The organism is Stenotrophomonas sp. STEN031, assembly GCF_056759975.1.
The window spans coordinates 125,752-149,105 of record NZ_JBRREA010000001.1; the positions used below are offsets into that span (position 1 = coordinate 125,752).

The window sequence follows — 23,354 nt, forward strand, 5'->3', positions numbered from 1 at the left end:
GAATGGATATTCCTTTTCATTCAATTTATCCTTAAAAAACAGCAGCTACAGTATGAAATAGAGATTCCAACGCACCAGTTTTTCGTGAAAATTATTTTTGCAAATTGAAAACAAATACACGCAAACTCCACCCCGAGCTGAACGACGGTAGTCACCCGCCCCACCCACCCATCGAGGTATGACGTGGACAAGCAAGGCCGGCAGTACATCCGATCCACTTCCAACAGCGCGCGTTTTCGAGCGCTCTCTACGTTTGCTGCAACCGGCCTGTTTCTGAACTGACACCGCGTTCGACGTGGCCGGCCATCACGGCAGCCGCGCTGTTTCTCCGCACACCCGAAGGGATGCGGGAATCACTGGCCAGCAGCACTTGCCGGCCATCCATCAGCAAAGGGAGAGAGACCTTTGAAACACCGCAAGTCACCGTTAACCGCCGCCATCGTCAGCTGTCTGGCGATCAGTTTTGCGGCCAGCGCACAGGAAGCGCAGCCGGAGGCGGCAACCGAACTGGACCGCGTCGTCGTCACCGGCATCCGCGCCAGCCTGCAGCAGTCGCTTGAGTCCAAGCGCAATGCCGACAGCATCGTCGACGTGATCACCGCTGAAGACGTAGGCAAGTTCCCCGCGACCAACGTCGCCGAAGCGATGACCATCATCCCCGGCGTGACCATCGACCGCGCCTATGGCCAAGGCGAGCGTGTCAGCATCCTCGGCGTTGACCCGGCCTTGAACCGCACCCTGCTCAACGGCCAGTCCATCGCCTCGGGCGACTGGAACATGTCCGACTTCCCGACCCGCACCTTCAACTACTCGCTGCTGGCACCGGAACTGGTCGGCAAGGTGGAAGTGTTCAAGTCGCCGGAAGCGCGCCTGGAAGAAGGCTCCATCGGCGGCACGGTGAACATCTCCACGCGCCGGCCTTTGGACATGCCCGAGCAGTTCAGCCTCACTGGTCGCGTCAGCTATACCCGCAATGAGCTGGTGAGCAACACCGATCCGCAAGCATCAGCCGCTTTCGGCTGGAAGAACGCGTCCGAGAACTTTGGCGTCATCGTCTCGGCACAGCGCTCGAACGAGAGTATCCGCCGTCAGGGCATCGAGTCCTACGGCAGCGTGGTCGGCCAGAACTACTACTCCGGCCTGGGTGGCGGTGGCTCGGTGGTGAACGCCCCGGGCGGCAACCCGAGCTGCGTCGGTAGCTGCGAGCAGACGCTGAGCAACAACTTGGATGCAGTCGGCCCGAACTCGATCAGCGCGCACTTCTTCAACCAGGAGCGCAAGCGCGACACCTTCTCCGCGTCGCTGCAGTTCAAGCCGCTGGAACAGCTCAACATTGAGTTGAACGCGCTGAAGATCGATGCCAATTTCGATCACACCGTGCAGGCGATGTTCGTCAATCCAGGCAACACCTACAACAGCCTGTTCACCCTGACCGATCTGACCGTCAAGGACGGCATCATCACCAGCGGCACGCACAAGAATGGCCTTGCCATCTTCGACCTGCAGAGCCGACGCGCCGCCGTGGAATCGGAAACCTACGACATCAAGGCCGACTGGAACGATGAGCGCTGGTTCGCGTCCACCCATATCGGCAGCACCAAGGCCGAGGCCGGCCCCAAGCAGGTCTTTGGCAGCTTCCTGGCCCGCACCGACTACACCTGGTCGATCGAGAACGCCCCCAGCCAGCCGGGCAGCGTGACCTTCCAGGGTCCCAACCCGTTCACCGACCCCAGCATGTTTCAGCTGGATTCGGGCTGGGGCGGCAACCTGGTCGAAAAGCCGACATTGGACAAGGAAACCTATGGCCAAGTGGATTTCGGCATCAAGCTCGATTCGCCGGTCTACATGATCCGCGGCGGCTACAAGCAACGCCAGCACGAAACCGGCCAGACACAGCTGGGCGTAAGCCTGACCCGCGCGACTCCGTCCGCCTCCCAGTTCTCTCCCCAGAAAATGCCAAGCAACTATCTGGACGGATTCAGCGGCTATGGCGACCTGGGCAACCGTTTCTTCATTGATGGCTGGGCCCTGTCGGACTACATCCTGGGCGGCGAGTGGCTCCCACCAGGCTCGCCCATGCCTCAGCTGGCCACGTTCAATGCCGCCGAGTTCATCCGCAATACCTGGACGATTGAAGAAGACACCCAGGCCGCCTACGTGCAGGCCGATTTCAGCTTCGACCGGCTGCGCGGCAACGTCGGTGTGCGTTACGTACAGACCGACGTCGGATCCGGTGCCTGGAACTGCCGGGTCAATCTCACTTCCTGCCCGACCGGGCAGTACGAGTGGCGGGTGAAGAAGAGCAAGTACAACAACACGCTTCCCAACCTCAACCTTGTCTACGATGCCGCTGATGATGTGGTGCTGCGCTTCTCCATCGCCAAGACCATGGCCCGTCCCGGATACGCCGACGTTTCCAGCTACCTGTGGCTGGCCGACCAGTCGCTCAAGGGGGGTGGCGGCAATCCTGATCTAAAGCCCTACCGCTCCACCAATCTGGACCTTTCGGCGGAGTGGTATTTCACCAAGGATGCCATCCTGGCCGGCTCGATCTTCTATCGCGATGTAGCCGACTACATCCTGATGGCCTCGCGCGTGGAAACCCACTTCAACCAGAACCAGAACCGCGATGACCAGTTCCTGGTGGACCGTCCGCAGAACGCCGGCGACGCCAAGATCAAGGGCGCATCACTGGCGTGGCAGCAGAACTTTGGCTGGGGCTTCGGCATGATCGCCAACGCCACCTACTCCAAGGGTGAAGCCACCGATGGCCGTCCGCTGCCGTTCAACTCCGTACGCCAGTTCAATCTGAGCCCGTTCTTCGAGAACGAAAACTGGAATGCCCGCATCACCTACAACTGGCGTGACAAGTATTTCACCCAGGTCAGCGGTGGGCGCCAGCTGTGGACGATGGATTACGCATCGCTGGATGCGTCGGTGGCCTACAAGGTCAATGACCACCTGACCTTGAGCCTGGAGGGCATGAATCTGCTGGACGAGCAGTACCACACCTACTCCGGCGTGAAGCAGCTCACCCGCGGTGTCTACAACAGTGGACGCCGCTACTCGGCCTCACTGCGCTTCGCCTTCTAAGCCGTAATGCAACACCGCCTGGCGGGAGCCGAGTGCTCCCGCCAGGTTCCTGCCAGCCAACCAGCACGCACCGGGCATCACTGCATGGAACAGCCGAAAGCCAATACCCTTCACCGCCACCTTCCGCTGCTGGCGGTCCTGGCTTGCCTGCTGTTGCTGCCGGCACGCGCTGCAAGCGCTGCCGACGACCTCTCCGGCTACTGGCTCGGCGAGATCGGCAGCCCACGCGAGAAGGTCAGCATCGGGCTCAACCTGCAGGCCGACGCCAACGGCCGCTATGACATGCAACTTGATCTGCCCATCGCCCACCTGCGCTCACTGCCCCTGCACGGCAAGGCCGATCTCGACGACAGCAACACCCTGGTCCATCGCACCCTGCACATGGCGCTGCGGATGCAGGACAAGGAATTGACCGGCACCTTGCTGGGCAGCGGCGAACGCCTGCGCCTGCGCCGTGGCACGCCCGCCGCGCTTCCCAACGAATCCACAGCAAACACAGCGCCCCAGGCCCTGCCAGGCCCGCGCTGGAAGGTCCACCTTGGTGGCCAGATTTTCGCCTCGCCGGTTGTCGCCGATGGCATTGCCTATATCGGCACCACCGCGGGCACCCTGTTTGCCGTCGACCTTGCCGATGGCAGCCTGCGCTGGGGTAGCGCATTGGGCTACCCGGTCTATGCAAGCGCACAGGTCACCGACGATGCGGTCTTCATCAGCAGCGATGGTGGCTACCTGCATCGGCTTGACCGCAAGACCGGCCGCGAGCAGTGGCGCTCGTCGATCCAGGACGCGCGTAGCAGCCGCGAGCCCCCACAACCGCAATCGGCGTCCTGGGAATGGCAAGGCCCGCGCCCGCTGCTTGGCAACGGCCAGATCTATATCGGCGGCAGCGACGGCAGCGTGCAGGCGCTGGACATGCGCACCGGCGCCAGCCGTTGGAAGCGCCAGCTTGCTGGCCGTATCCAGCATGGACTGGCCAGCGACGGCACCCAGCTGTTCGCAATCACCGAGGCCGGCGTGGTGCAGGCCCTCAATGCACGTACCGGCACGCCGCTATGGCAGTACCGCCTGGCCGCACGCCCGGGCGCAGCACCGGTGGTGCATCGCGGCCGTGTGTTCTGCAACGACCGCAGCGGCGTGCTGCATGCAATCGATGCCAGCACCGGCAACCCGCTGTGGCTGACCCAGTTCTGGACCTCGTGGATCGAATCCGAGCCTTCCTTCGACGGCAACACGCTGTACATCGGCTCCTCGGACCTGCGCAAGGTGAGTGCCATCGATATCGTCAGTGGGCGTGTGCTGTGGCGCACCGATGTTGGTGGCTGGAGCTGGGGCACACCACTGGCGCTGGGCGATCATCTGCTGGTCGGCATGGCCGCTGGCCATCCCTATTTCCTTGAGCACGGCGCTGGCGTAGGCGTACTCGACCGACGCGATGGACGCCTGCTCGCCACCCATGCACTGCCCTCCGGGCGCGGCTTCCAGTGGGGCATCGCCGGCAACCTGGCCCATCATGCGAATGTGCTTGTTGCAGCCGATATCGAAGGCGTGCTGATGGGTTTTGCACTTGATGCGATGATCCAGTCGAGCACCGCAACCACCGCCCAGGCCTCTGTCGGGCCGCCCGTCTTGCCTTCCTCCCCCAGCGGATCGCAGCAACCGCAACATCAACTGTAAACGCAACAGCGGCTGTCAACGCGCCAGCCGTCAACAACGAGGAACCATGATGCACCGACACCGACTTTCCACCCATGCCCTGCACGCTGCGCTGCTGCTCGCCTTGGGCGCTGCCAGTGGCCATGCAGGTGCTGCCGCCAACAGTGCAAGCGTCCAACTGTTGCCGGCCGAAGTGACCGGCGCCAGCATCATCCCGCGCCCGGTATCGGTGTTGCCGGGCAACGGCCGCTTCTCCGTCGATGCATCCACCCGCGTCATCGCTGCCGAAGGCGCAGGCGAGGTCGCCAGCCAGTTCACCCAGCTGCTGGCACGCACCACGCCGTTGCAGCTCAAGGCGGACAGCAGTGGCCCGGCAAAGGGCGCCATCCAGTTCCGCATCCGCAAGGACAAGGCTGCGGCCTCGCCGGAGGCCTATGCACTGAGCATCAATGGCGACGGTGTGGTGATCGAGGCCGGCGACGCGCGCGGCCTGTTCTATGGCGCGATGTCGTTGTGGCAGCTGCTGGCAGCTGCGCCTTCGGCCAGCATCGCCCTGCCTGCGATGCAGGTCGAGGATGCACCGCGTTTCAACTGGCGCGGCTTCATGCTCGACTCGGCGCGGCACTTCCAGAGCATCGACGACATCAAGCTGATCCTTGATGCCATGGCCACGCACAAGCTCAACACCTTCCACTGGCATCTGACCGATGACCAGGGCTGGCGGATGGAAATCAAGCGCTACCCGAAGCTGACCGAAGTGGGCAGCTGCCGTGCTGCCGCGGGGGAAGCGGGCGTTGGTCCTGACGGCAAGCCGCACCTGTATTGCGGTTACTACACCCAGGAACAGATCCGTGATGTGGTCGCCTATGCCGCTGCACGTCATATCACCGTCGTTCCCGAAATCGACGTGCCGGGCCATGCACAGGCGGCCGTGGCGGCCTATCCGGAGCACGGCGTGGTCGACGGCCCGACCCAACCATCCGCCAATTGGGGCGTTAACCCCTATCTGTTCAACCCGCGCGAGGAGACGCTGCAGTTCCTGGAGAACATCCTGGCCGAAGTGCTGGAGATGTTCCCCGGCCAGTACATCCATATCGGCGGCGACGAGGCGGTGAAGTACCAGTGGCAGGATTCGCCGCAGGTGCAGGCCTATATCCGCGAGCTTGGTCTGAAGGACGAGGAAGCATTGCAGTCGCATATGCTCAAGCGGCTGGAAAAGTACCTGGAAGACCGCGACCGCAAGCTGATCGGCTGGGACGAGATCATCGAAGGCGGCCTGCCGCCGCAGGCCACGGTGATGTCCTGGCGCGGCATCGAAGGCGGCATCGAAGCGGCCACCCATGGCCACGACGTGGTGATGACCCCGGGCAACACCTTGTACCTGGATTTCCTGCAGACCAATCTGCCGGAAGAACCCACCGGCCGTCCGAAGTTCACCTCGATGCAGCGCGTCTATGCGTTCGACCCGGTGCCGGCCGAGCTGACCCCGGCGCAGCGCAAGCACGTGATCGGTGTGCAGGCCAACATGTGGACCGAGCACACCCGCAACGGCAAGGACCTCAAGCACAACGTGTTCCCACGCCTGGCGGCGCTGTCCGAGATCGCCTGGACGCCGCTGCAGAACAAGAGCTACGACGACTTCCTCGCACGCCTGCCGGCGCAGCTGCAGCGCTACAAGGGATTGGGCATTGATTACGGCCAGACCGCGTTGTCGGTGGCGATGAAGCGTCAGGATGATCGTGCAGCTGAGAAGGTGACGGTCGAGCTTTCCAACCCGCTCAGCTACCGCGACATCCGTTACACCACCGACGGCAGCACGCCGACCGCGCAATCACCGGCCTATCCCGGCGCGCTGACCTTGCCGGTGCCGACCGTGCTGACCGCGTTGACCTTCTTCAACGGCAAGCCGGTGGCCGACAAGCCCAGCCAATGGAACTTCGATGCGCAGTCACTGCTGACCCGCACCGACAAGACCCTGGCGCAATGCCCGCAGGGCGGCCGTCTGCTGCTGCGTCTGGTCGACGACAACCCGCTGCACGGTGAGCGCGACAACTTCGACGTCACCATCTTCAACCCGTGCTGGCTGTGGGAAGACGCGCAGTTGCAGGACATCGCCTCGGTCAAGGTCCGCGCCGGCCGCATTCCCTACAACTTCGGCCTGCTGCGTCCGGAGGAAGCCAAACGCGGCTTCCGCAAGCCGGTGAGCCAGTACGGCGAATTTGAAGTGCGTGCCGGCTGCGAGGGCCGCGTGCTGGCGACCGTGCCGCTGCCGCAGCAGCCGGGCAAGGATGGCTTCATTGAACTGGAAGCACCGCTGCAAGCCGGTGCCGGGCAGATCACCGACCTGTGCATGACCTTCAGCGGCGATACCCGTCCGCAGATGTGGGTGCTGGACCAGGTGCATCTGCAGCCGAAGAAGTAAGGCCCGGGGAGAAATCGCCGGGAAGGCGCGGTGCGGTACGTGAGTCCTCTCCACCCACGTCCCGCACCGCACCGACTTTGCAAAATCACCGGCACCATGGCGGTGCCTGTGATGGCGCCAACGTAGCAGCCCAAGGGCCGCCTGCGTAAGTGCCATGACAGCGGAAATGGCTGATTTATCTAAAGAATTAAGTTGCAGCCGCAACCAGGCCCGGTTCTGACACCGCGCAGGCGGGACGCTATCGGCTCAACGCCCCTGCAGCCGCAGCAGTAAATCCCGCAGCGGCGTCAGCACAGTCAGCATGCCGATCAGTACACCACTGGTGTTGGCTAGGGCATCCATCGGATCGGCCATGCGCGTGGCGGTCAGCGCGCCCTGCGCCCACTCAATGCCAACGCCCATCGCCACCAATCCTGCGGCCACCCAGCACAGCGCGCGGCGGCTGCCGAACAGCTGCACCGCACTGGCGGACAGGATGAAGTAGGCCAGCAGGTGCTCGACCTTGTCGCTGTTCTGCGGCAGGTTCAGTTCGGGCGGCGGGATCAGGCACACCACGATCACCGCCAGTACCGCCGCACACCACAGGCCCAACCAGAACCCCTGCCGCCGCAGTGGCTTCAGCGTGGTGCTTACAGCCGCCACGTCAGGTCACCGAGCAGGAAGGCCGCCGACATGTCGACGTCACGGCTGAAGCCCATCACCTGGAAACGCTCGCCCATCTCGGTCGGCAAGGTCAGCCGCTTGAGCTGATCGCGCAGGCGCAGTTGACCGACTTCATCGGTGCGCGCTTCAGCCTGCAGCAGCAGATCGGTGATGCCATTGCCGAGCAGGAAGTTGGCCTGGTTGCTGTATCCGGCCAGTTCGAAACCCGCGTTGGTACCGGCTTCCGCCAGTGCGGTGAAGTCCACCGAGGCGGTGATGTCCTGCAGGCCCGGCCACAGGAACACGTCGTTGTGCACGCGGTGACGGTAGAACGCGCGCATCGTGCCGTCCGTGCGGTCGTGCTGGTAGAACTCGCTGCGCGAATAACCGTAATCGACGAACAGCATCGCACCACGCTGCATGCCGCCGGCCACCGCCTGGATCCAGTACGGCAGCTGCGGCAGCACCTCGGAGCGGTAACCGTGCGCGAACGGGCGCTCCAGATAGCGTTCCACGTGCCGCACTGCGCCCAGCAGCAGCGGGTCCGCCGGCTGCGCACCGCGCACGAAGCGGCCTTCGCCGTCGAGCTCCACGGTCTCTTCATAGATCTCGCCTTCGTCAGCGAGGAAGCGCGGCGTCGGCAACGCATCGATCACCTCGTTGGCGAACAGCACGCCGTCCCAATCGTCGTCGAACGGTCGGTCCACCCACTCCACCAGTGCGAACACCGGCGGAATCAGTGCGCGCTCAAGGCGTTCGCGCTGGCGCTCGCGCAGGTCGGCGCTGGGTTCGAGGATGGCGTAGCGCTCGGGTAGCGCATCCAGTTCCAGCAGGCGCTTGAGCATGACTTCGGCAAACGCGCCACTGCCGCCGCCCAGTTCCAGCATGCGTGCCTGCGGGCCGAGCTGCTTCAGCACCGGCGCCACCGCGTTGGCGGTGGTGGCGGCAAACAGCGCGCCGATCTCCGGCGAGGTGACGAAGTCACCGGCGGCACCAAACTTGCTGGCACCGGCGCTGTAATAACCCCAACCCGGCGCATACAGTGCCAACTCCATGAAGCGTGAAAACGGCACCGCACCGCCTTGGGCAAGAATGTCCGCACGCAGGTGCGCGGCCAGCTGCTCGCTGTGGGCAAGCGCGTCTGAATCGGGGGTTGGCAGGTCGGAATGCATGATGCGGCGGTTTGCGAGGACAATGCACAGGATAGCTGAGTAAGGAAATCCCAGATGACAGAATCCCAACGGGTGGCCCTGGTCACCGGCAGCGCGCGCCGCATCGGCGCCGGCATTGCCCGTCACCTGCATGCCCATGGCTACCGCATCGCCCTGCACGCGCACCAATCCAGCGAGGAGCTGCAGTCACTGGCCTTCGACCTGGAAAGCGAGCGCGCGGGCAGCGTATTGGCGCTGGGGGCCGACCTGCGCGACGTGGCCGCCCTGCCCGACCTGGTGGAACAGGCGGTCAGCCACTTCGGCCGGCTGGATGCGCTGGTCAACAATGCCTCCAACTTCTTCCCTACCCCGTTCGGGCAGGTCCAGCCGGAGCAATGGGATGAACTGTTCGCGGTGAATACGCGCGCACCGTTCTTCCTGGCGCAGGCCGCCGCCCCGCACCTGATCAAGCAGCGCGGCGCCATCGTCAACCTGACCGACCTGCACGCCACCCAGCCGCTGCGCGAGCACCCGGCTTACAGCTCGGCCAAGGCCGCGCTGGAGATGGTGACCCGCTCGCTGGCGCTGGAGCTGGCGCCACATGTACGGGTCAACGCGATTGCCCCCGGCGCCATCCTCTGGCCCGAACAGGGCAAGAGCGAGGCGGCCAAGCAGAAGCTGATGGAGCGCACTCCCCTGGACCGCCTCGGCACCCCGCACGAGATCGCCTCGGCGGTACGCTGGCTGCTGGACGATGCCGGCTACATCACCGGCCAGACCCTGCGCTTGGACGGCGGCCGCCTGCTGACCTAGTGCCCCGCACCTGTAGTGCCGAGCCATGCTCGGCAAGGGGCTTTACCAGCGAAAGGCTGCCCTCACCCCAACCCCTCTCCCGCAAGCGGGAGAGGGGCTCAAGAGCCCTTGGCCGCCCAAGACTCCCGTAGTGCCGAGCCATGCTCGGCAGGGGGCTTTACCAGCGAAAGGCCACCCCTCCCCAGCCCTCCCCTTGCCTGCGGCAAAGGGAGGGAGACAAGCGTAGTGCCGAGCCATGCTCGGCAGGGGCATTACCGCCAAAACCAATGCCGAGCATGGCTCGGCACTACAGGTACAGCGTTATAGCTCCACCGTATCGAACGCCTGCCCATGCTGCGGGTGCTGCTGCCACATCTGCTGCAGGCTCAGCCCGCGCACCGGGTCGATGAAATCCGGGGCGATGTCGGCCAGCGGCTTGAGTACGAAGGCATGCTTCAACTCCGGGCGCGGGATGCGCAGATGCCCCGGGCCTTCCACCACCAGGTCGCCGTAATAGACCACATCGATATCCAGGGTCCGGTCACTGAAACGCGGTCCGGAACGATCGCGGCCGTGCGCGTCCTCCACCGCGTGCAACCAATCATCCAACTCGCCCAGCGGCAGGTCGGTGTCCAGCATCACTGCGTTGTTGAGGAAGTCGGGTCCGTCGAATCCCACGGCCGGGGTGCGGTAGGCCGGGGAGACGCTGATCGCGCCAAAACGTTCGCGCAATACGGCAACAGCCGCTTGCAGGTAGTGCTGCGGTTGCAGGTTGCTGCCCAGGCTGAGGAGCACGGTGGTCATGAGTTGGTTTGCCTGCAGGCCCGCACGCGCCACGATGGACGAGCTTGAGCACCGCATCGTAGGGAGGGGGCGCACATGATAGGCCAGCCATCGCCAGCCCGCATATGCTTCAGCCCACGCCCAATGCGTCTGCTACCGCACGGAATACCCGCTGCATCTCCAAGGGCTTGGGCAGCACATGCACGCTGATACCCGAAGGCGCCTGGCCATCGGCGAACGCCGGCGCGTTGGCATCCTCCAGCACGATCGCCGGGCCGCGATACCCCATCGCCTGCATCTCCGCCAGCAACTGACCCGCCGAAAGCAGCGGAATCCCGCTGTCCACCAGCACCACGTCCGGCAGGCCAGCCTCCTGAAGATGCCGCATCGCCACCGCGCCATCGCTGGCCAGACGCATGCGATAACCCTGGCTGGACAGCGCATTGCCCAGCAGCGACAGACGTGTGGCCTCGTCATCCACCACCAGCAGGCGCTCACCATGGCCGACCCGGGTTCGTTCCAGTGGTTCGGCATCTTCGCTGGCGGTGCTTTCGCACATCGGCAACAGCAGTTCGAAGGTCGTGCCTTCGCCAAGCTGACTCTGCACCTGGATCTGCCCGCCTATGCTCTCGACGATGCGATGGCAGGACACCAGCCCCAAGCCGGTGCCATCTGCCTTGGTGGTGAAGAAGGGCGTGAACAGGCGTTGTACCGTCGCTGCATCCATGCCGATGCCATCATCACTGACACGGATGCGCACCTTGTCGGTTTCGCCGACAACGCGCTCGGCGACCAGCCTCAGGCGTCCACCGTCAGGCATCGCCTGGATGGCGTTGAGCGCGAGATTCAGCAACACCTGCTGCAGCTCGGTGTAATTGGCTTCAACCGCCATGCGGTCGTCGGAGACTTCAAGGTGCAGCTCGGCATTGCGCGGGAGGCTGCTCTTCAGCAGCATGCCCACCGCCTGGAACAGGCGCTGCAGTACGATCCGTTCGCTGGGCTGGCGTGAGCCGCGCACGAAGGACAGCATCGACTCGACCATCTCGTGGCCACGGCGCCCGCATTCGGCAATGACATCGGCCAGGCGGATGACCTTGGGATCATCGCTGCGGTCGCGGATCAGGTCGGGGATGATCAGCAGCGGTTGCAGGATGTTGCGCAGGTCATGGCTGAGTCCTGCGGCGAGCAGGGCCAGGCTCTCCAGCCGTTGTGCACGCATCAACTCATCTTCCACCCGCAGCCGTTCCAGCTCACTGCGGGTCTCGCGCACCAGACGTGCCACCGCCGAGGGCAGCCGCGCCGGCTGGTGCTTGATGATGTAGTCATTGGCGCCGTGCTGCAGCGCCTCCACCGCAGTTTCCTCACCCATCGTGCCGGAGACGAAGATGAAAGGTGCCCGGGGGTGCAACTCACGCAGGATCTGCAATGCCTGGTAGCCGGAGAAGCCCGGCATGCTCAGGTCGGACAGCACGACATCCGGTACGCCTTGCGCCAAGGCAGCGCGCATTGCCGGCTCGTTGTCGACACGCTCGAACTCCAGCTCCAGGCCAGCCTCGAGCAACTGGTCGATGACCAGTTCGGCATCCTCCGGCGAATCCTCCACCAGCAGGATCCGCAGCAGCCCCAATGGCGCTCCCTTGTTCGGCATCTGTGTTTACTCGTGCTCCGGTGCCTGGTTGATCACCGCCCAGAAGGTGCCGATGGTACGCACCGCCTGGAAGAACTGGTCGACATCCACCGGCTTCACCACGTAGGCGTTGACCCCCATATCCCAGCTGCGGGCCAGGTCGCTTTCTTCGCGCGAAGAAGACAGGATCACCACCGGCAGGCGCTTGAGTTCCTCGTCTGCGCGGATCAGCCGCAGCACCTCAAGTCCATCCATGCGCGGCATCTTGATATCCAGCAGCAACACGGCCGGCAAGCCCTCCTCGCGCTGGGCGAAGGCGCCGCGCCGGAGCAGGAAGTCCATGGCCTCGACCCCGTCCTCGACATGCACGATGGGGTTGGCCAGGGAGGCATCGCGCAGCGCGTCGATCGCCATTTCGGCGTCGGCTTGGCTGTCTTCGGCAATCAGGATGGTACGCAGGGGACTCATTCCACGGTGTCCTTGTTGGATGTTTCGGTTGCCTGGGGAAGAACGAAGGTGAAGGTGGCGCCTTTATCGACCTGTGCGTCGGCCCAGATGCGGCCGCCGTGACGGGTCAATACCCGGCGTACGCTGGCCAGGCCAATGCCGGTGCCGGGGTACTCCGAGGCCTTGTGCAGGCGCTGGAACACACCGAACAACTTGGAAGCGTATTGCATGTCAAAACCGGCGCCATTGTCGGTGATGCTGAACTGGTGGCTGCCATCCGGCAGCTGCCTGGCGCTGACTTCGATCACCGCCTTGTCGCGACCGGCGGTGTACTTGACGGCGTTGCCGAGCAGGTTCAACCAGACCTGACGCAGCATGTTCTCATCGCCGACCAACACCGGCAGCCTGCCGATCTGCCACTCCACCTCGCGTAGCTTGCCGTCCGCCCCGGCTTCGTTCTTCAGGTTGGAATCGAGCAGCGCGCGGGTATCGGCCACCAACGACTGCATGTCCACGCGCTGCAGGCGCATTGCCCCGCGGCCCAACCGCGAATAGACCAGCAGATCATCGATCAAGGCCGCCATCAGCTGCGCCGAACTGCTGATCACCTCGAGGTAGTGCTGGGTCTTGCTGTCTATCGTCTCGCCCAGATGACGTGCCAGCTTGTCGGAGAAGCCGGCTACATGCCGCAGCGGCGCACGCAGGTCATGCGACACGGAGTAACTGAACGCTTCCAGCTCACGGTTGACGTCGGCCATCTGCTCTACTTTGCCTTCGAGCTGGCGGTTCAGCTCCTCCACGTGCTGCTGCACCGCACGCTGCACGGTGACATCACTGATCGTCATCAACACCACGTCATCTTCAGCGTCCGGCAAGGCCATGCGCCGTGCGTTGATCAACATCGTCCGTTGCATGCCATCCACGCTGCGTTGCTGGTGTTCGAAATCCCACAGCTCGCGCCCACGCAGCAGTACATCGGCCAGGCGCTGGCGGACCAGCGGGTCTTCCCATGCACCCTCGCCTATGTCCTGCAGCTGGCGCAGGCTGATATCGGCATCGTCGACACCGTACAGCTCGGTGAATGCGGTGTTGTGCAGTACCACCCGCAGCTTGTCGTCGAGCAGCACGATGGGTTCACGCACGGTCTGCAGCACTGCGCTTGCGCGCGCACTGGCCTTGCTGAGGCGAAGCTCGACATCGGCACGGCCACCGATCTGCCGCTGCAACAGCCACAGCACCAGCCCCAACAGCAGCAATTGCACCGCCAGTGCGGTCCAGGTCACCATCGACGCAAGCTGTTGCTGGTCCCTCGCCTTGGCTGCGCGCTTCACCAGCAGCGCGTCCTCGTGATCCTGCAGCTCCTGCACCAGTTGCCGGATCGGGTATTGGAAAGTCATTTCCTCGATCAGCTCACGCTGTCGGGGTGAATCGGTGCTGGCGGCGATTTCCCTGGCCAGCGCCATGCGCCGCTCCAGCATCGAGTCCATCTTGCCGATGCGCACCAGCTGTTCCGGGCTGTCGCTGACCAGTTGCGCCAGTTCGGTCAGGTTGACGCCGATGCGGTCGGCTGTCTGCAGGCGCTCCTGCAGTGCCGGCGAATCGATGCCCTTGGACAAGGTCAGCGCCGCCGATTCGACGTCACGGATATCCGCCTGCAGGTTGTACAGGCGCGCGCCCACCGCCTGGGTATGCACGACCCAGTTGGACGCATTCACGCTGTCGGCCGCCAACCGTTGCAGGGTCAAGGCCGGCACCACGATGATCAACAACGCGGCCAGCCCCAACCCGAACAGGCGCCAGCGGCTCCAGCCATCATCGCTCAATCGTGTCGCCATTCCTTCCCCTGCGTGCTGACGGACCGGCGCGTGTCGCGACGGCCCGGGATTCATCGACGGTGTCGATCCGGGATCAGTTGATGGCAGCGTGACCAGCACGACAGCATCGCTGACTGTCAGCCAAGGATTGCACGAATACGTGTACCCGTGCACTCCCCCTCAACCGGACCTGCAGATATCGCCAGGCACGCGAGTGGAAAAGCCTCAGCCGGCCTCGCCCGCTGGCTTGATCGCGTGCCCACCAAACTCATTGCGCATCGCTGCCAGCATGCGGTCGCTGAACGAATTTTCCTGGCGCGAGCGCAGCCGTTCCAGCAGCGACAAGGTGATCACCGGCGCAGGCACATCCAGATCGATGGCCTCGGCCACGGTCCAGCGGCCTTCGCCGGAGTCCTCAACATACGGCGCGATCCCGTCCAATGCCGGATTGGCCTGCAACGCGTTGGCACTGAGGTCCAGCAGCCAGGAACGCACCACGCTGCCATGTCGCCAGACTTCGGCCAACTGGGCCAGGTCCAGCCCGAACTCGGCCTTCTTCTCCATCAACGCGAAGCCTTCGGCGTAGGCCTGCATCATTCCGTACTCGATGCCGTTGTGGACCATCTTGCTGAAGTGTCCGGCGCCGACCGGCCCCACATGGGCCCAGCCGCGGTCTGCGGCAGGCGCCAGCGCCTTGAACACGGGCGACAGGCGCGCCACCGCCTCGGCCTCACCGCCGATCATCAGGCAGTAACCCTCCTGCAGCCCCCACACACCGCCGCTGGTGCCGCAATCCACGAACGCGACCCCGGCCTCGGCGCTGCGGGCGGCACGTTGCAGGGACGCCTTGTACCAGGAGTTGCCGCCGTCGATCACCACGTCGCCGGCCGACAACAGCGGCAACAACGCGTCGAGCGTGGCATCCACCACCATGGACGGCACCATCAACCACAAGACACGTGGCGCTGGCAGCGCCTGCACCAACGCCTGCAGGCCATCCACGGTAGCGATACCGTGCCCGGCCACCTGCGCACGCGCCTGCTCACCGGGATCAAAGCCGGTAACCGCAATCCCCGCACGCTGCAGACGCTGTGCCATGTTGGCGCCCATGCGACCCAGGCCGATCATTCCCAATTCCATGCTGAAGCTCCTCCGACGGTAGTGGATATCCTGCTGCGCAGGCCCGCAGACGGGCCTGCAGCCAGCGTTGGTAGATGGTGGTGTGCAGATTGTGCAGCACCAGTTCGATGACAAACGGCGTACGCGGATTGCGGTCCAGCAGGCGCGCCACGTGATATCCAAGTGGGCGCACGCCCTGACGGTGCACGTACAGCATCAGCTCGCGGTACACCGGGTCGGCCAGTACGGCATCCATCTGTGCCAGCACATCCCGCTGTGCCTCCGGCAGCGCCGCGCGCAAGGCGCCGTCGCGCTCGTACAGCAGCCGCTCGAAGCGCCGCCAGCCGCTGCCTGGCAACTGCTGGGCCAGCTCCCACAACCATTTGTTGAGTGCATCGTAATGGACAAAGCCGCCATGCCGCGCCAAGGCCCCGGCGGCCGCGGCACTGACATCGGTGATGACGAAATTCTCGGCCTGGTTGTTGATGTCATCCAGATAGGTGGCATCGAAAGCATGCACGATATAGCCCGGCGCGCCCATGAACGCCTGCCGGCCCAACGCGGAGGTGCGCACCGCCTTGCCGTCACCGAACAATTCACCTGCGCTGCTGCCCAGCAGGATGCTCTGGGTGTCATGCAGGCTCAGAAAGGTGCCGATCGACAGTTCGCCGGAACTGAACGCAGTATCGAAGGCGGCATCACCGAACAACTCACGGAACGTCGCCAGCTGCGCCACCTGCCGCCCCACCCCGCACTCGGAACGTACCCGGCCGGAATAGAATGCCTCCAGCGCCACGGAATTGCGTGCCTGCGGCGCATAGCCACGACCAAAACTGCGAAAGCGTTGCCAACCCTGTGCACGGGCACCGCGTACGCCAAACCCGATCCAGCCCAGTTGCAGCGCCGTGAAGCGATAACCCGGGTTGTCCTGCAAGCGCGAACTGGCGGTACGCGCCGCATCCCCCAGCTGGAAGGCGTAGGCGCAGATGCTCGCCTGCTGCTGCAATACCTGCTCGGCCAGCTGTTCACGTTGTGCGGCGCTGTAGCCGCTCGGCACCTGCAAGCGCAGATCACCCTGCGCCTGTGCGTCGGCCAGCGAAGCGCGCCGGCATGGATCACCGCCGGTGATCTGCGGCGTGGGCTTCCCGCTCGCCCCAAGTTGCCAGCCCAGCTGCTCCAGCAAGGCCATATGGCAGCCCGCCTCAGCCAGCAACGGCATCGCCAGCGCGCACAGCAACAAGGTCCATCGGCCAGCCCGCTGCTTCGCGCGCCAGCCGAACCTCATCGTGCCGGTTCCGTCGGAACCGGCTGTGCCGCCTGCTCCACGTAGTACTGCAGGCGACCGAAGAAATTGCGGTAGAACTGCGCGTCCTGCACGGTGCTGCTGGCAACCCGCACCAGCGAGTCGTCGTTGCTGCCGAACGGCAGCGACACCGAGCCCAACGCGCCGACGCCGACGCTGGCCGAAGTCGGCGATTTCTTCAACGCGTACCGGTCCTGCACCGCGCTGACGAACACCTGTGCCTTGTCCACGCCCTGCGCCGCGCAGGACACCCGCAGCACCAGTTGCTCATGCACCTCGTCCTTGGGCTGGAAGTTCTTGTTGCCTTCCACATTGCTCGCGTCGGCACGGGTGATCGCAAAGCCCTGGCCGAGCAGCGCGCGTCGCGCGGCCTCGCAGGCCTGCGCCGGTGCCGCATCGACGCTGCGTGTATAGGTATCGCCCGAATCGAAGGATTCGCGCAGCAAGGTGCTGTTGACGGCTTTGCTTCCGCAGGCGGTGAGCAGCACGCTCACAGCGGCCAGCGCATGCAGCAGATGTCGGCGCATGGGCACCTCCACAGTCAGCGTAGATCCACAGCATAACGCCGCCAACGTAGCGCTACGTTGACGGCGTTGAATGCGTGCGGAAACCATTGTCGCTGCGCTCAGCCAGGCTGTGCGCAGCGTTTTGCGGCGTTCAGTCGGCCCAGCGGCCCGGGCCGGTGGACTGCGGCAGCACCTGCGCCGACAGCGGGCGGTCCTTCTCCAGCAGGTTCACGGCATCGGCCAGGATCGAGGCCGACTCCTTCAACAGCGGATCAGGGCGCTTTTCGGCGGCCTTCTCACGCGCCGCATCCTTGACGATGTCACGCTCGTTGCCGGTCAAGCCGTCGTCATTGCTGTCCTCGGCCAACGGATCCAGCGGCAGGCCAAGGTCCTTGCGGATCTGCTGGCGCTGCTTGCGCTGCGCTTCCTGCTTGTCACGTTCGGCGCGGCGTTCGGCCTCGTTGAGGGAGACGTACTTCTTGGCGGCCTCGGTGCGGAACTGCTGCACGTCCTCTTCCCACCACTGGAACTCGCGGTCGGCGCGGATGCGGGTGTCGTGCTGGGTTTCCAGGCGCGGCACGATCGGAGCGAAGTTACCGTACTGGGTATGCGGCACGGCAGCGATGCGGGTCCACGGCAGCGCGTTGTCGTAGGTGCTTTCACCAAACTCGCTGGCATCGACGCTGGCCGGGAAGGCCAGGTCCGGCACCACGCCCTTGTGCTGGGTGCTGGAGCCGCTGACGCGGAAGAACTGGGCGATGGTCAGCTTGACCTGGCCAAAGCGTTCCTTCTCGCTGGCCGGCCAACGGTCCAGCGGCACCACGTTCTGCACGGTGCCCTTGCCGAAGGTGGTTTCACCGATCACCAGTCCACGACCGTAGTCCTGGATGGCACCGGCAAAAATCTCCGAGGCCGAGGCCGAGCCACGGTTGATCAGCACCGCCAGCGGGCCGTCCCAGGCCACGGCCGGGTTGCGGTCGTTGTTGACGGTGACGCGGCCGCCGGATTCACGCACCTGCACCACCGGACCCTGCTCGATGAACAGACCGGTCAACTCGATGGCTTCGTCCAGCGAACCACCGCCGTTGTTGCGCAGGTCCAGCACCACGCCGTCCAGCTTGTCGGCCTTGAAACCGGCCAGCAGCTTGGCGACATCGCGGGTAGCGGAGGCATAGTCGGCGGCATTGCGGCGACGGCCTTCGAAGTCCTGGTAGAAGGTCGGCAGCTTGACCACACCGATGCGGCGCTCCTGCTGGCCGGCAGTGCCCGGGATGGTCATGGTCTCGCCCTTGGCGGCCTGCTCGGACAGACGGATCTTCTGCCGGGTCAGGGTCAGCATGCGGTGCTTGCCGTCCACACCCTCGGCGGCCGGGATGTATTCCAGGCGCACCTGGGTATCCTTGGCACCGCGGATCTTGCCGACCACATCGTCAATGCGCCAGCCGATCACGTCTTCGATCGGGCCGGAACGGCCCTGGCCGACACCGACGATGCGGTCACCGGCCTTGAGCGTGCCGTCCATCGCCACCGGACCACCCGGCACCACCTCACGGATCACCACCATGTCGTCCTGGCGCTGCAGCTGGGCACCAATGCCCTCCAGCGACAGCGACATGGCCTGGTTGAAGTTCTCGGCCGTGCGCGGGGTGAAATAGTCGGTGTGCGGGTCGACGGCGCTGGTGTAGGCGTTCATGTAGAACGAGAACACGTCATCGCCCTTGAGCTCATTGATGGTCTTGAGCAGGGTGTCGTAACGCTTGTCCAGGGTCTTGCGGATGTCAGCGGCCGGCTTGCCGGCCAGCTTCAGCCGCAGCCAGTCGTTCTTGACCGACTTGCGCCACAGCTCGTCCAACTCGGCGTTGGTTGCCCACGGCACGTCCTTGCGGTCGTAGTTGAAGCGCTCTTCAACAGTGAAATCAGGCTCCTGCCGCAGCAGGCGACGGGCATAGGCCACGCGCTCGCCCACCCGCTGGCGGTACACCGCGAACACCTGGTAGGCCGGATCCAGCTCGCCGGAACGGATGGCGTCACCGGTCCGAGCCGCCAACGGCGCGAAGCGATCCACGTCCTCCTTGGTGAAGAACTGCTTGCCGCTGTCCAAGGACTCCAGGTAACGCTTGAACACGTCCTGCGAGGTCGCCGCATCCAGCTGGCGCGGGCGGTAGGCGTAACGGCTGTCCGACAACAAGCCGTAGACCAGCTTGGAGGTGGTGGCCTGGTCGATGGTCGCTGCCGAGGGCAAGGCCGTATCGGCGCGCGCCAGCAAGGCGGCGGGAGCGGTCAGCGCGAGGGCCAGCAGGAAAACGGGAACTCGGTAGTTCATCAAAATACTCGTGGCACCGAATGTTGTGGGGAGACTGCGGGCAAGTTCGACACGCCGACAGTGCCGAAAGTTTCGGCACTTGTCACCTTGCTTGGCTCCAGAGTAGCTGCCGCCCCGTAGCAGTTTGTGAATCGCTGCGGTGGCACCACTCGAATCGACGCGATCCCGGCTGCGGCAACGGGCCGCAGCAGGATGCTGGGGACTGGTTCAGACAGCGACGCCGGCACCGGCCGCCTGCTGGTCGGCATGGTAGGACGAACGCACCATCGGGCCGGAGGCAACATGGGTGAAGCCCAGTTCGTAGCCGTAATCCTCGAACGCCTTGTACTCCTCCGGCGTCCAGTAACGCAGCACCGGGTGGTGGTGGGCAGTCGGCTGCAGGTACTGGCCGATGGTCACCATTTCCACGTCGTGCGCGCGCAGGTCACGCAAGGTTGCCTGCACCTGCTCGAAGGTTTCGCCCAGGCCGAGCATGATGCCGGACTTGGTCGGCACGTTCGGGTGCTGTGCCTTGAAGTTCTTCAGCAGGGTCAGCGACCACTGGTAGTCCGCGCCCGGGCGTACGTTGCGGTACAGGTCCGGCACAGTCTCGATGTTGTGGTTGAACACGTCCGGCGGGTTCTGCGCGAGGATTTCCAGCGCGCGCTCCATGCGGCCCTTGCCACGGAAGTCCGGGGTCAGCACCTCGATGCGGGTGCCCGGCGACTTCTCGCGGATGGCAGTGATGCAGTCGACGAAGTGCTGGGCACCGCCGTCGCGCAGGTCATCACGGTCGACGCTGGTCACCACCACGTATTTCAGGCCCATGTCGGCCACGGTCTGTCCCAGGCTGGCGGGCTCATTGGCGTCCGGCGGCTTGGGCCGGCCGTGGGCCACGTCGCAGAACGAGCAGCGGCGGGTGCAGACCTCGCCCAGGATCATGAAGGTGGCGGTGCCATGGCCGAAGCATTCGTGGATGTTCGGGCAACTGGCTTCTTCACACACCGTCACCAGACGGTTCTCGCGCAACTTGGCCTTGAGGTTGGCCACGGCATTGCCCGAGGGAATGCGCACGCGGATCCAGGAAGGCTTGCGCAGCACCGGCGCGTCGGCGAACTGCACCGGCGAGCGGTTGATCTTGTCGCCGCCAAGCTGTTTGACACCGGCCTGCAACGGCGCGGACGGGATGTCGCCCTGCACGACCTGCAGGGGAATGGAGCGCGTGGTGGATTCAGTCATGGCGTTATCAGCGGTCTCAGAGCCGCGTAGTCAGATCGGGCAGTTCGGGCGTCGGCTGCAAAGCCAGGCCGAACTGCTGGGCCAGATAGGACAGCAGCACCGACTTGACCGCTTCGATGCCCGAAGGACCGCCCAAGTCTAGCACCGAGGTCACCTGCATCCCGGCGTAGCCGCAGGGGTTGATGCGGTGGAAGGGCTCCAGGTCCAGCGACACATTGAACGCCAGCCCGTGGAAACTGCAGCCGCGGCGCACGCGGATGCCGAGCGCGGCGATCTTGGCGCCGCCCACGTAGACACCGGGCGCGCCGTCCATGCGCTCGGCACCGATGTTCCACTCATCCAACGTATCGATGATGGCCTGCTCGATGCGGCACACGTAATCGCGCACACCGATGCCGAGCCGGCGCAGGTCCAGCAGCGGGTAGACCACGATCTGGCCCGGACCGTGATAGGTCACCTGGCCGCCGCGGTCCACGTGCAGCACCGGGATGTCGCCCGGCGCCAGCACATGCTCGTCCTTGCCGGCCTGGCCCAGGGTGAACACCGGATCGTGCTCGACTACCCACACCTCGTCGGTGCTGGCATCGGTACGGGCATCGGTGAACTGCTGCATGGCGTGCCAGACCGGCTCATAGCCCTGCCGGCCCAGATCACGCAGCAATGCGGGCCGCAGCGTCTTGCACTGCGTTTCTGCCGCACAGGCGGTTACAGCGTCCACTTCACTTCCGGATGCTCACGCATCGCCGTGTGGGCGGCGTCGTACTGTTCGCGGCTGTCGGCCTTGAAGGCGATACGCACCGAGACGTACTTGCCGTTGGAGGACGCTTTCCAGCTGATGCGCTCTTCCAGCACCTCGATACCGGCGCTTTGCAGCAATTTGGGCAGCTCCGTCTCCAGACCGATATTGGCCGCGCCCATGGCGCTGAGCTCAAACGTACCGGGGAACTGGAAGCCGTGTTCAGGGTTGTCGGACTTGATTTCCATGCCGCCATTATCGGGGCGAACGCCTACAAACCCAAGGCCACAGCCGGATTGCAGCCTTCCATGCCGGCCACCTGTAGTGCCGAGCCATGCTCGGCAAGGGGCCTTCCCGGCATCGCTCGCTGTGGGAGCGGCGTCAGCCGCGAAGCTCAAGGATGTTCAGGTTGCGGGCATTGCCATTGATGCAGATGGCCAGCTTCGCGGCTGACGCCGCTCCTGCAAGGCGCGTTGTCGGGGAGGCCCCTGCCGAGCATGGCCCGGCACCACAGCCCCGCCCAGAAACCAGAAGGGCCGCTTGCGCGGCCCTTCTGCGGGATAAACCCAGGCTTACTTGGACAGCTGCAGCAGGGTGGACGACACCCAGCCACGGTTGCCCAGTTCATCCTCGACTTCCCACATCACGCCTTCCTTGGTGCCGGTCGGGTACAGCATCATCCCGGCTTCCAGGGTGCGTACCGGCGCACCGGTACCGCGCGCATTCGCCAGCAGGCGACCGGCACGGGTGACCGTCACTGCCTGCTGCGCATTGGCGGCAGAAGCGTTCTCCGGCAGACCACCCAGCTGGGCGATGATGTCGGTATAGGCCTGCAGGTAGGCCATGGTGATCACCTGGCCGATCTCAGTGTTGGCATAACCACCAACGCCGGCCGCACCCAGGCCGCTACCACCGAACAGGCCGCCGCCGGCGCCAAAGCCCATGTCGCTCTTGCGCGCCGAGCCTTCGGAAATGGCCACCTGCTCCGACGAACGCACGTCGGTCACGGTCAGCACCACGTCAGCGGTCTTGCTGGTGAAGTTCAAGCCACCCACGATCGCGCCAGCGCGACCACCGATCAGGCCACCCAGCAGGCCGCCAATGGCATTGCCACCGGCGTTGCTGTTCTGCGAGACCAGATCCGGGATCATCACGTAGTCGGCGGCCTTGATCTGGCCCTTGCCGACGTTGGAACGACCACGCAGGTCGCCGCTGGCCGCCAATTCACGTTCGAACTGGCCTGCGGCCATACCGGCGCCACGGTCCACCAGGGTGAAACAACGCGAGCGGTTGACGAAGGCCTTGATCAGGCGCGACGGCGCCGGCAGCTGCTGGCCGGTCCACCAGTTGGTGGAGTCTTCCGGCTCGATCACCGACAGCGTACCGATCGGGCGCTGGCAGGTCGGAATCTGCGCGGCAGCCTGCTGGCGCTGCTGCTGCGCCTGGGTGCCCTTGGTCTTGAACGCGGCATGGGCCGGCTGGCTGCTGACTGCCGCAGCGATGCCCAGAGTGAGGACCGCTGCGGTGAGCGGCGAAAAAACGTTACGCATCTGATACTTCCCCATTAACCTGCACCTTACGAGGTGCGTTCCTTTGGCTTAGAGACCTTGCGGTAAGACTCTGTCCCTGATGTTACCTAGCAGACGAGCACGGTCCGGTCCGCCGGAATCCTAACCCAGACGGGCATCAGGATGCATGACGTTTTTGTGAGGGGGCTCCCTTTAT

General features: G+C 64.6%; 18 protein-coding genes. 4 read left to right on the forward strand and 14 right to left on the reverse strand.

Features of this window, described 5'->3' with window-relative positions; all coding sequences use genetic code 11:
• Window positions 1-405: 405 nt before the first annotated feature.
• The 3 genes from ACVOLQ_RS00580 (at window position 406) to ACVOLQ_RS00590 (ending at window position 7,168) form a co-directional block, all read left to right on the forward strand.
• Window positions 406-3,093 carry a TonB-dependent receptor gene (locus tag ACVOLQ_RS00580; protein ID WP_313494804.1) on the forward strand — a complete coding sequence of 896 codons (2,688 nt, stop codon included), beginning with the start codon at window positions 406-408 and terminating at the stop codon, window positions 3,091-3,093.
• An 84-nt stretch (window positions 3,094-3,177) separates the two neighbouring features.
• Window positions 3,178-4,767, forward strand: coding sequence for an outer membrane protein assembly factor BamB family protein (locus ACVOLQ_RS00585; RefSeq protein ID WP_481526704.1), 1,590 nt, complete (start codon window positions 3,178-3,180; stop codon window positions 4,765-4,767).
• A 49-nt stretch (window positions 4,768-4,816) separates the two neighbouring features.
• Window positions 4,817-7,168: a beta-N-acetylhexosaminidase gene (locus ACVOLQ_RS00590; protein ID WP_481526705.1), complete on the forward strand. Its 2,352-nt coding sequence runs from the start codon at window positions 4,817-4,819 to the stop codon at window positions 7,166-7,168.
• A gap of 246 nt (window positions 7,169-7,414) precedes the next feature.
• Here ACVOLQ_RS00590 and ACVOLQ_RS00595 read toward each other — a convergent pair whose 3' ends face one another.
• The gene (locus ACVOLQ_RS00595) at window positions 7,415-7,810 is read right to left on the reverse strand and encodes a VanZ family protein (RefSeq protein ID WP_313173043.1); all 396 of its coding nucleotides are present in this window, start codon (window positions 7,808-7,810) and stop codon (window positions 7,415-7,417) included.
• Window positions 7,798-8,982 (reverse strand): class I SAM-dependent methyltransferase, encoded by a 1,185-nt coding sequence (locus ACVOLQ_RS00600; protein ID WP_481526706.1) that lies wholly within the window; start codon window positions 8,980-8,982, stop codon window positions 7,798-7,800. Before ACVOLQ_RS00600 ends, ACVOLQ_RS00595 begins: the two co-directional genes overlap by 13 nt.
• Before the next feature lie 54 nt (window positions 8,983-9,036).
• Here ACVOLQ_RS00600 and ACVOLQ_RS00605 point away from each other — a divergent pair, with 54 nt between their 5' ends.
• Window positions 9,037-9,774: a pteridine reductase gene (locus ACVOLQ_RS00605; RefSeq protein ID WP_481526707.1), complete on the forward strand. Its 738-nt coding sequence runs from the start codon at window positions 9,037-9,039 to the stop codon at window positions 9,772-9,774.
• A gap of 300 nt (window positions 9,775-10,074) precedes the next feature.
• On the opposite strand, the gene folK is transcribed toward ACVOLQ_RS00605, so the two are convergent.
• The 12 genes from folK to ACVOLQ_RS00665 form a co-directional block, all read right to left on the reverse strand.
• The gene (gene folK / locus ACVOLQ_RS00610; protein ID WP_313495361.1) at window positions 10,075-10,557 is read right to left on the reverse strand and encodes a 2-amino-4-hydroxy-6-hydroxymethyldihydropteridine diphosphokinase; all 483 of its coding nucleotides are present in this window, start codon (window positions 10,555-10,557) and stop codon (window positions 10,075-10,077) included.
• 109 nt (window positions 10,558-10,666) lie between these two features.
• The gene (locus tag ACVOLQ_RS00615; protein WP_481526708.1) at window positions 10,667-12,184 is read right to left on the reverse strand and encodes an ATP-binding response regulator; all 1,518 of its coding nucleotides are present in this window, start codon (window positions 12,182-12,184) and stop codon (window positions 10,667-10,669) included.
• 6 nt (window positions 12,185-12,190) lie between these two features.
• Window positions 12,191-12,631, reverse strand: a complete 441-nt coding sequence (locus ACVOLQ_RS00620) for a response regulator (protein WP_313173039.1) — start codon at window positions 12,629-12,631, stop codon at window positions 12,191-12,193.
• Entirely contained in the window at window positions 12,628-14,445 is a 1,818-nt protein-coding gene (locus tag ACVOLQ_RS00625; RefSeq protein WP_481526709.1) for a sensor histidine kinase, read from the reverse strand. The genes ACVOLQ_RS00620 and ACVOLQ_RS00625 overlap by 4 nt, the downstream gene beginning before the upstream one ends.
• Window positions 14,446-14,649: 204 nt before the next feature.
• Window positions 14,650-15,564, reverse strand: coding sequence for a phosphogluconate dehydrogenase (NAD(+)-dependent, decarboxylating) (gnd, locus tag ACVOLQ_RS00630; protein ID WP_481526710.1), 915 nt, complete (start codon window positions 15,562-15,564; stop codon window positions 14,650-14,652).
• Window positions 15,476-16,762, reverse strand: a complete 1,287-nt coding sequence (locus tag ACVOLQ_RS00635) for a hypothetical protein (protein ID WP_481526752.1) — start codon at window positions 16,760-16,762, stop codon at window positions 15,476-15,478. Before ACVOLQ_RS00635 ends, gnd begins: the two co-directional genes overlap by 89 nt.
• A gap of 62 nt (window positions 16,763-16,824) precedes the next feature.
• The gene (locus ACVOLQ_RS00640) at window positions 16,825-17,373 is read right to left on the reverse strand and encodes a DUF2242 domain-containing protein (RefSeq protein ID WP_481526711.1); all 549 of its coding nucleotides are present in this window, start codon (window positions 17,371-17,373) and stop codon (window positions 16,825-16,827) included.
• Window positions 17,374-17,503: 130 nt separating this feature from the next.
• Window positions 17,504-19,675, reverse strand: a complete 2,172-nt coding sequence (locus ACVOLQ_RS00645) for a carboxy terminal-processing peptidase (protein ID WP_313173035.1) — start codon at window positions 19,673-19,675, stop codon at window positions 17,504-17,506.
• A 207-nt stretch (window positions 19,676-19,882) separates the two neighbouring features.
• Window positions 19,883-20,893 (reverse strand): lipoyl synthase, encoded by a 1,011-nt coding sequence (gene lipA / locus ACVOLQ_RS00650; RefSeq protein ID WP_313495373.1) that lies wholly within the window; start codon window positions 20,891-20,893, stop codon window positions 19,883-19,885.
• A gap of 16 nt (window positions 20,894-20,909) precedes the next feature.
• Window positions 20,910-21,611 (reverse strand): lipoyl(octanoyl) transferase LipB, encoded by a 702-nt coding sequence (gene lipB, locus ACVOLQ_RS00655; protein ID WP_481526712.1) that lies wholly within the window; start codon window positions 21,609-21,611, stop codon window positions 20,910-20,912.
• On the reverse strand, window positions 21,599-21,877 hold the full coding sequence (locus ACVOLQ_RS00660; RefSeq protein ID WP_313173032.1) for a DUF493 family protein: 279 nt from the start codon (window positions 21,875-21,877) through the stop codon (window positions 21,599-21,601). Before ACVOLQ_RS00660 ends, lipB begins: the two co-directional genes overlap by 13 nt.
• 324 nt (window positions 21,878-22,201) lie before the next feature.
• The gene (locus ACVOLQ_RS00665; protein WP_313173031.1) at window positions 22,202-23,179 is read right to left on the reverse strand and encodes a CsgG/HfaB family protein; all 978 of its coding nucleotides are present in this window, start codon (window positions 23,177-23,179) and stop codon (window positions 22,202-22,204) included.
• Window positions 23,180-23,354 lie beyond the last annotated feature (175 nt).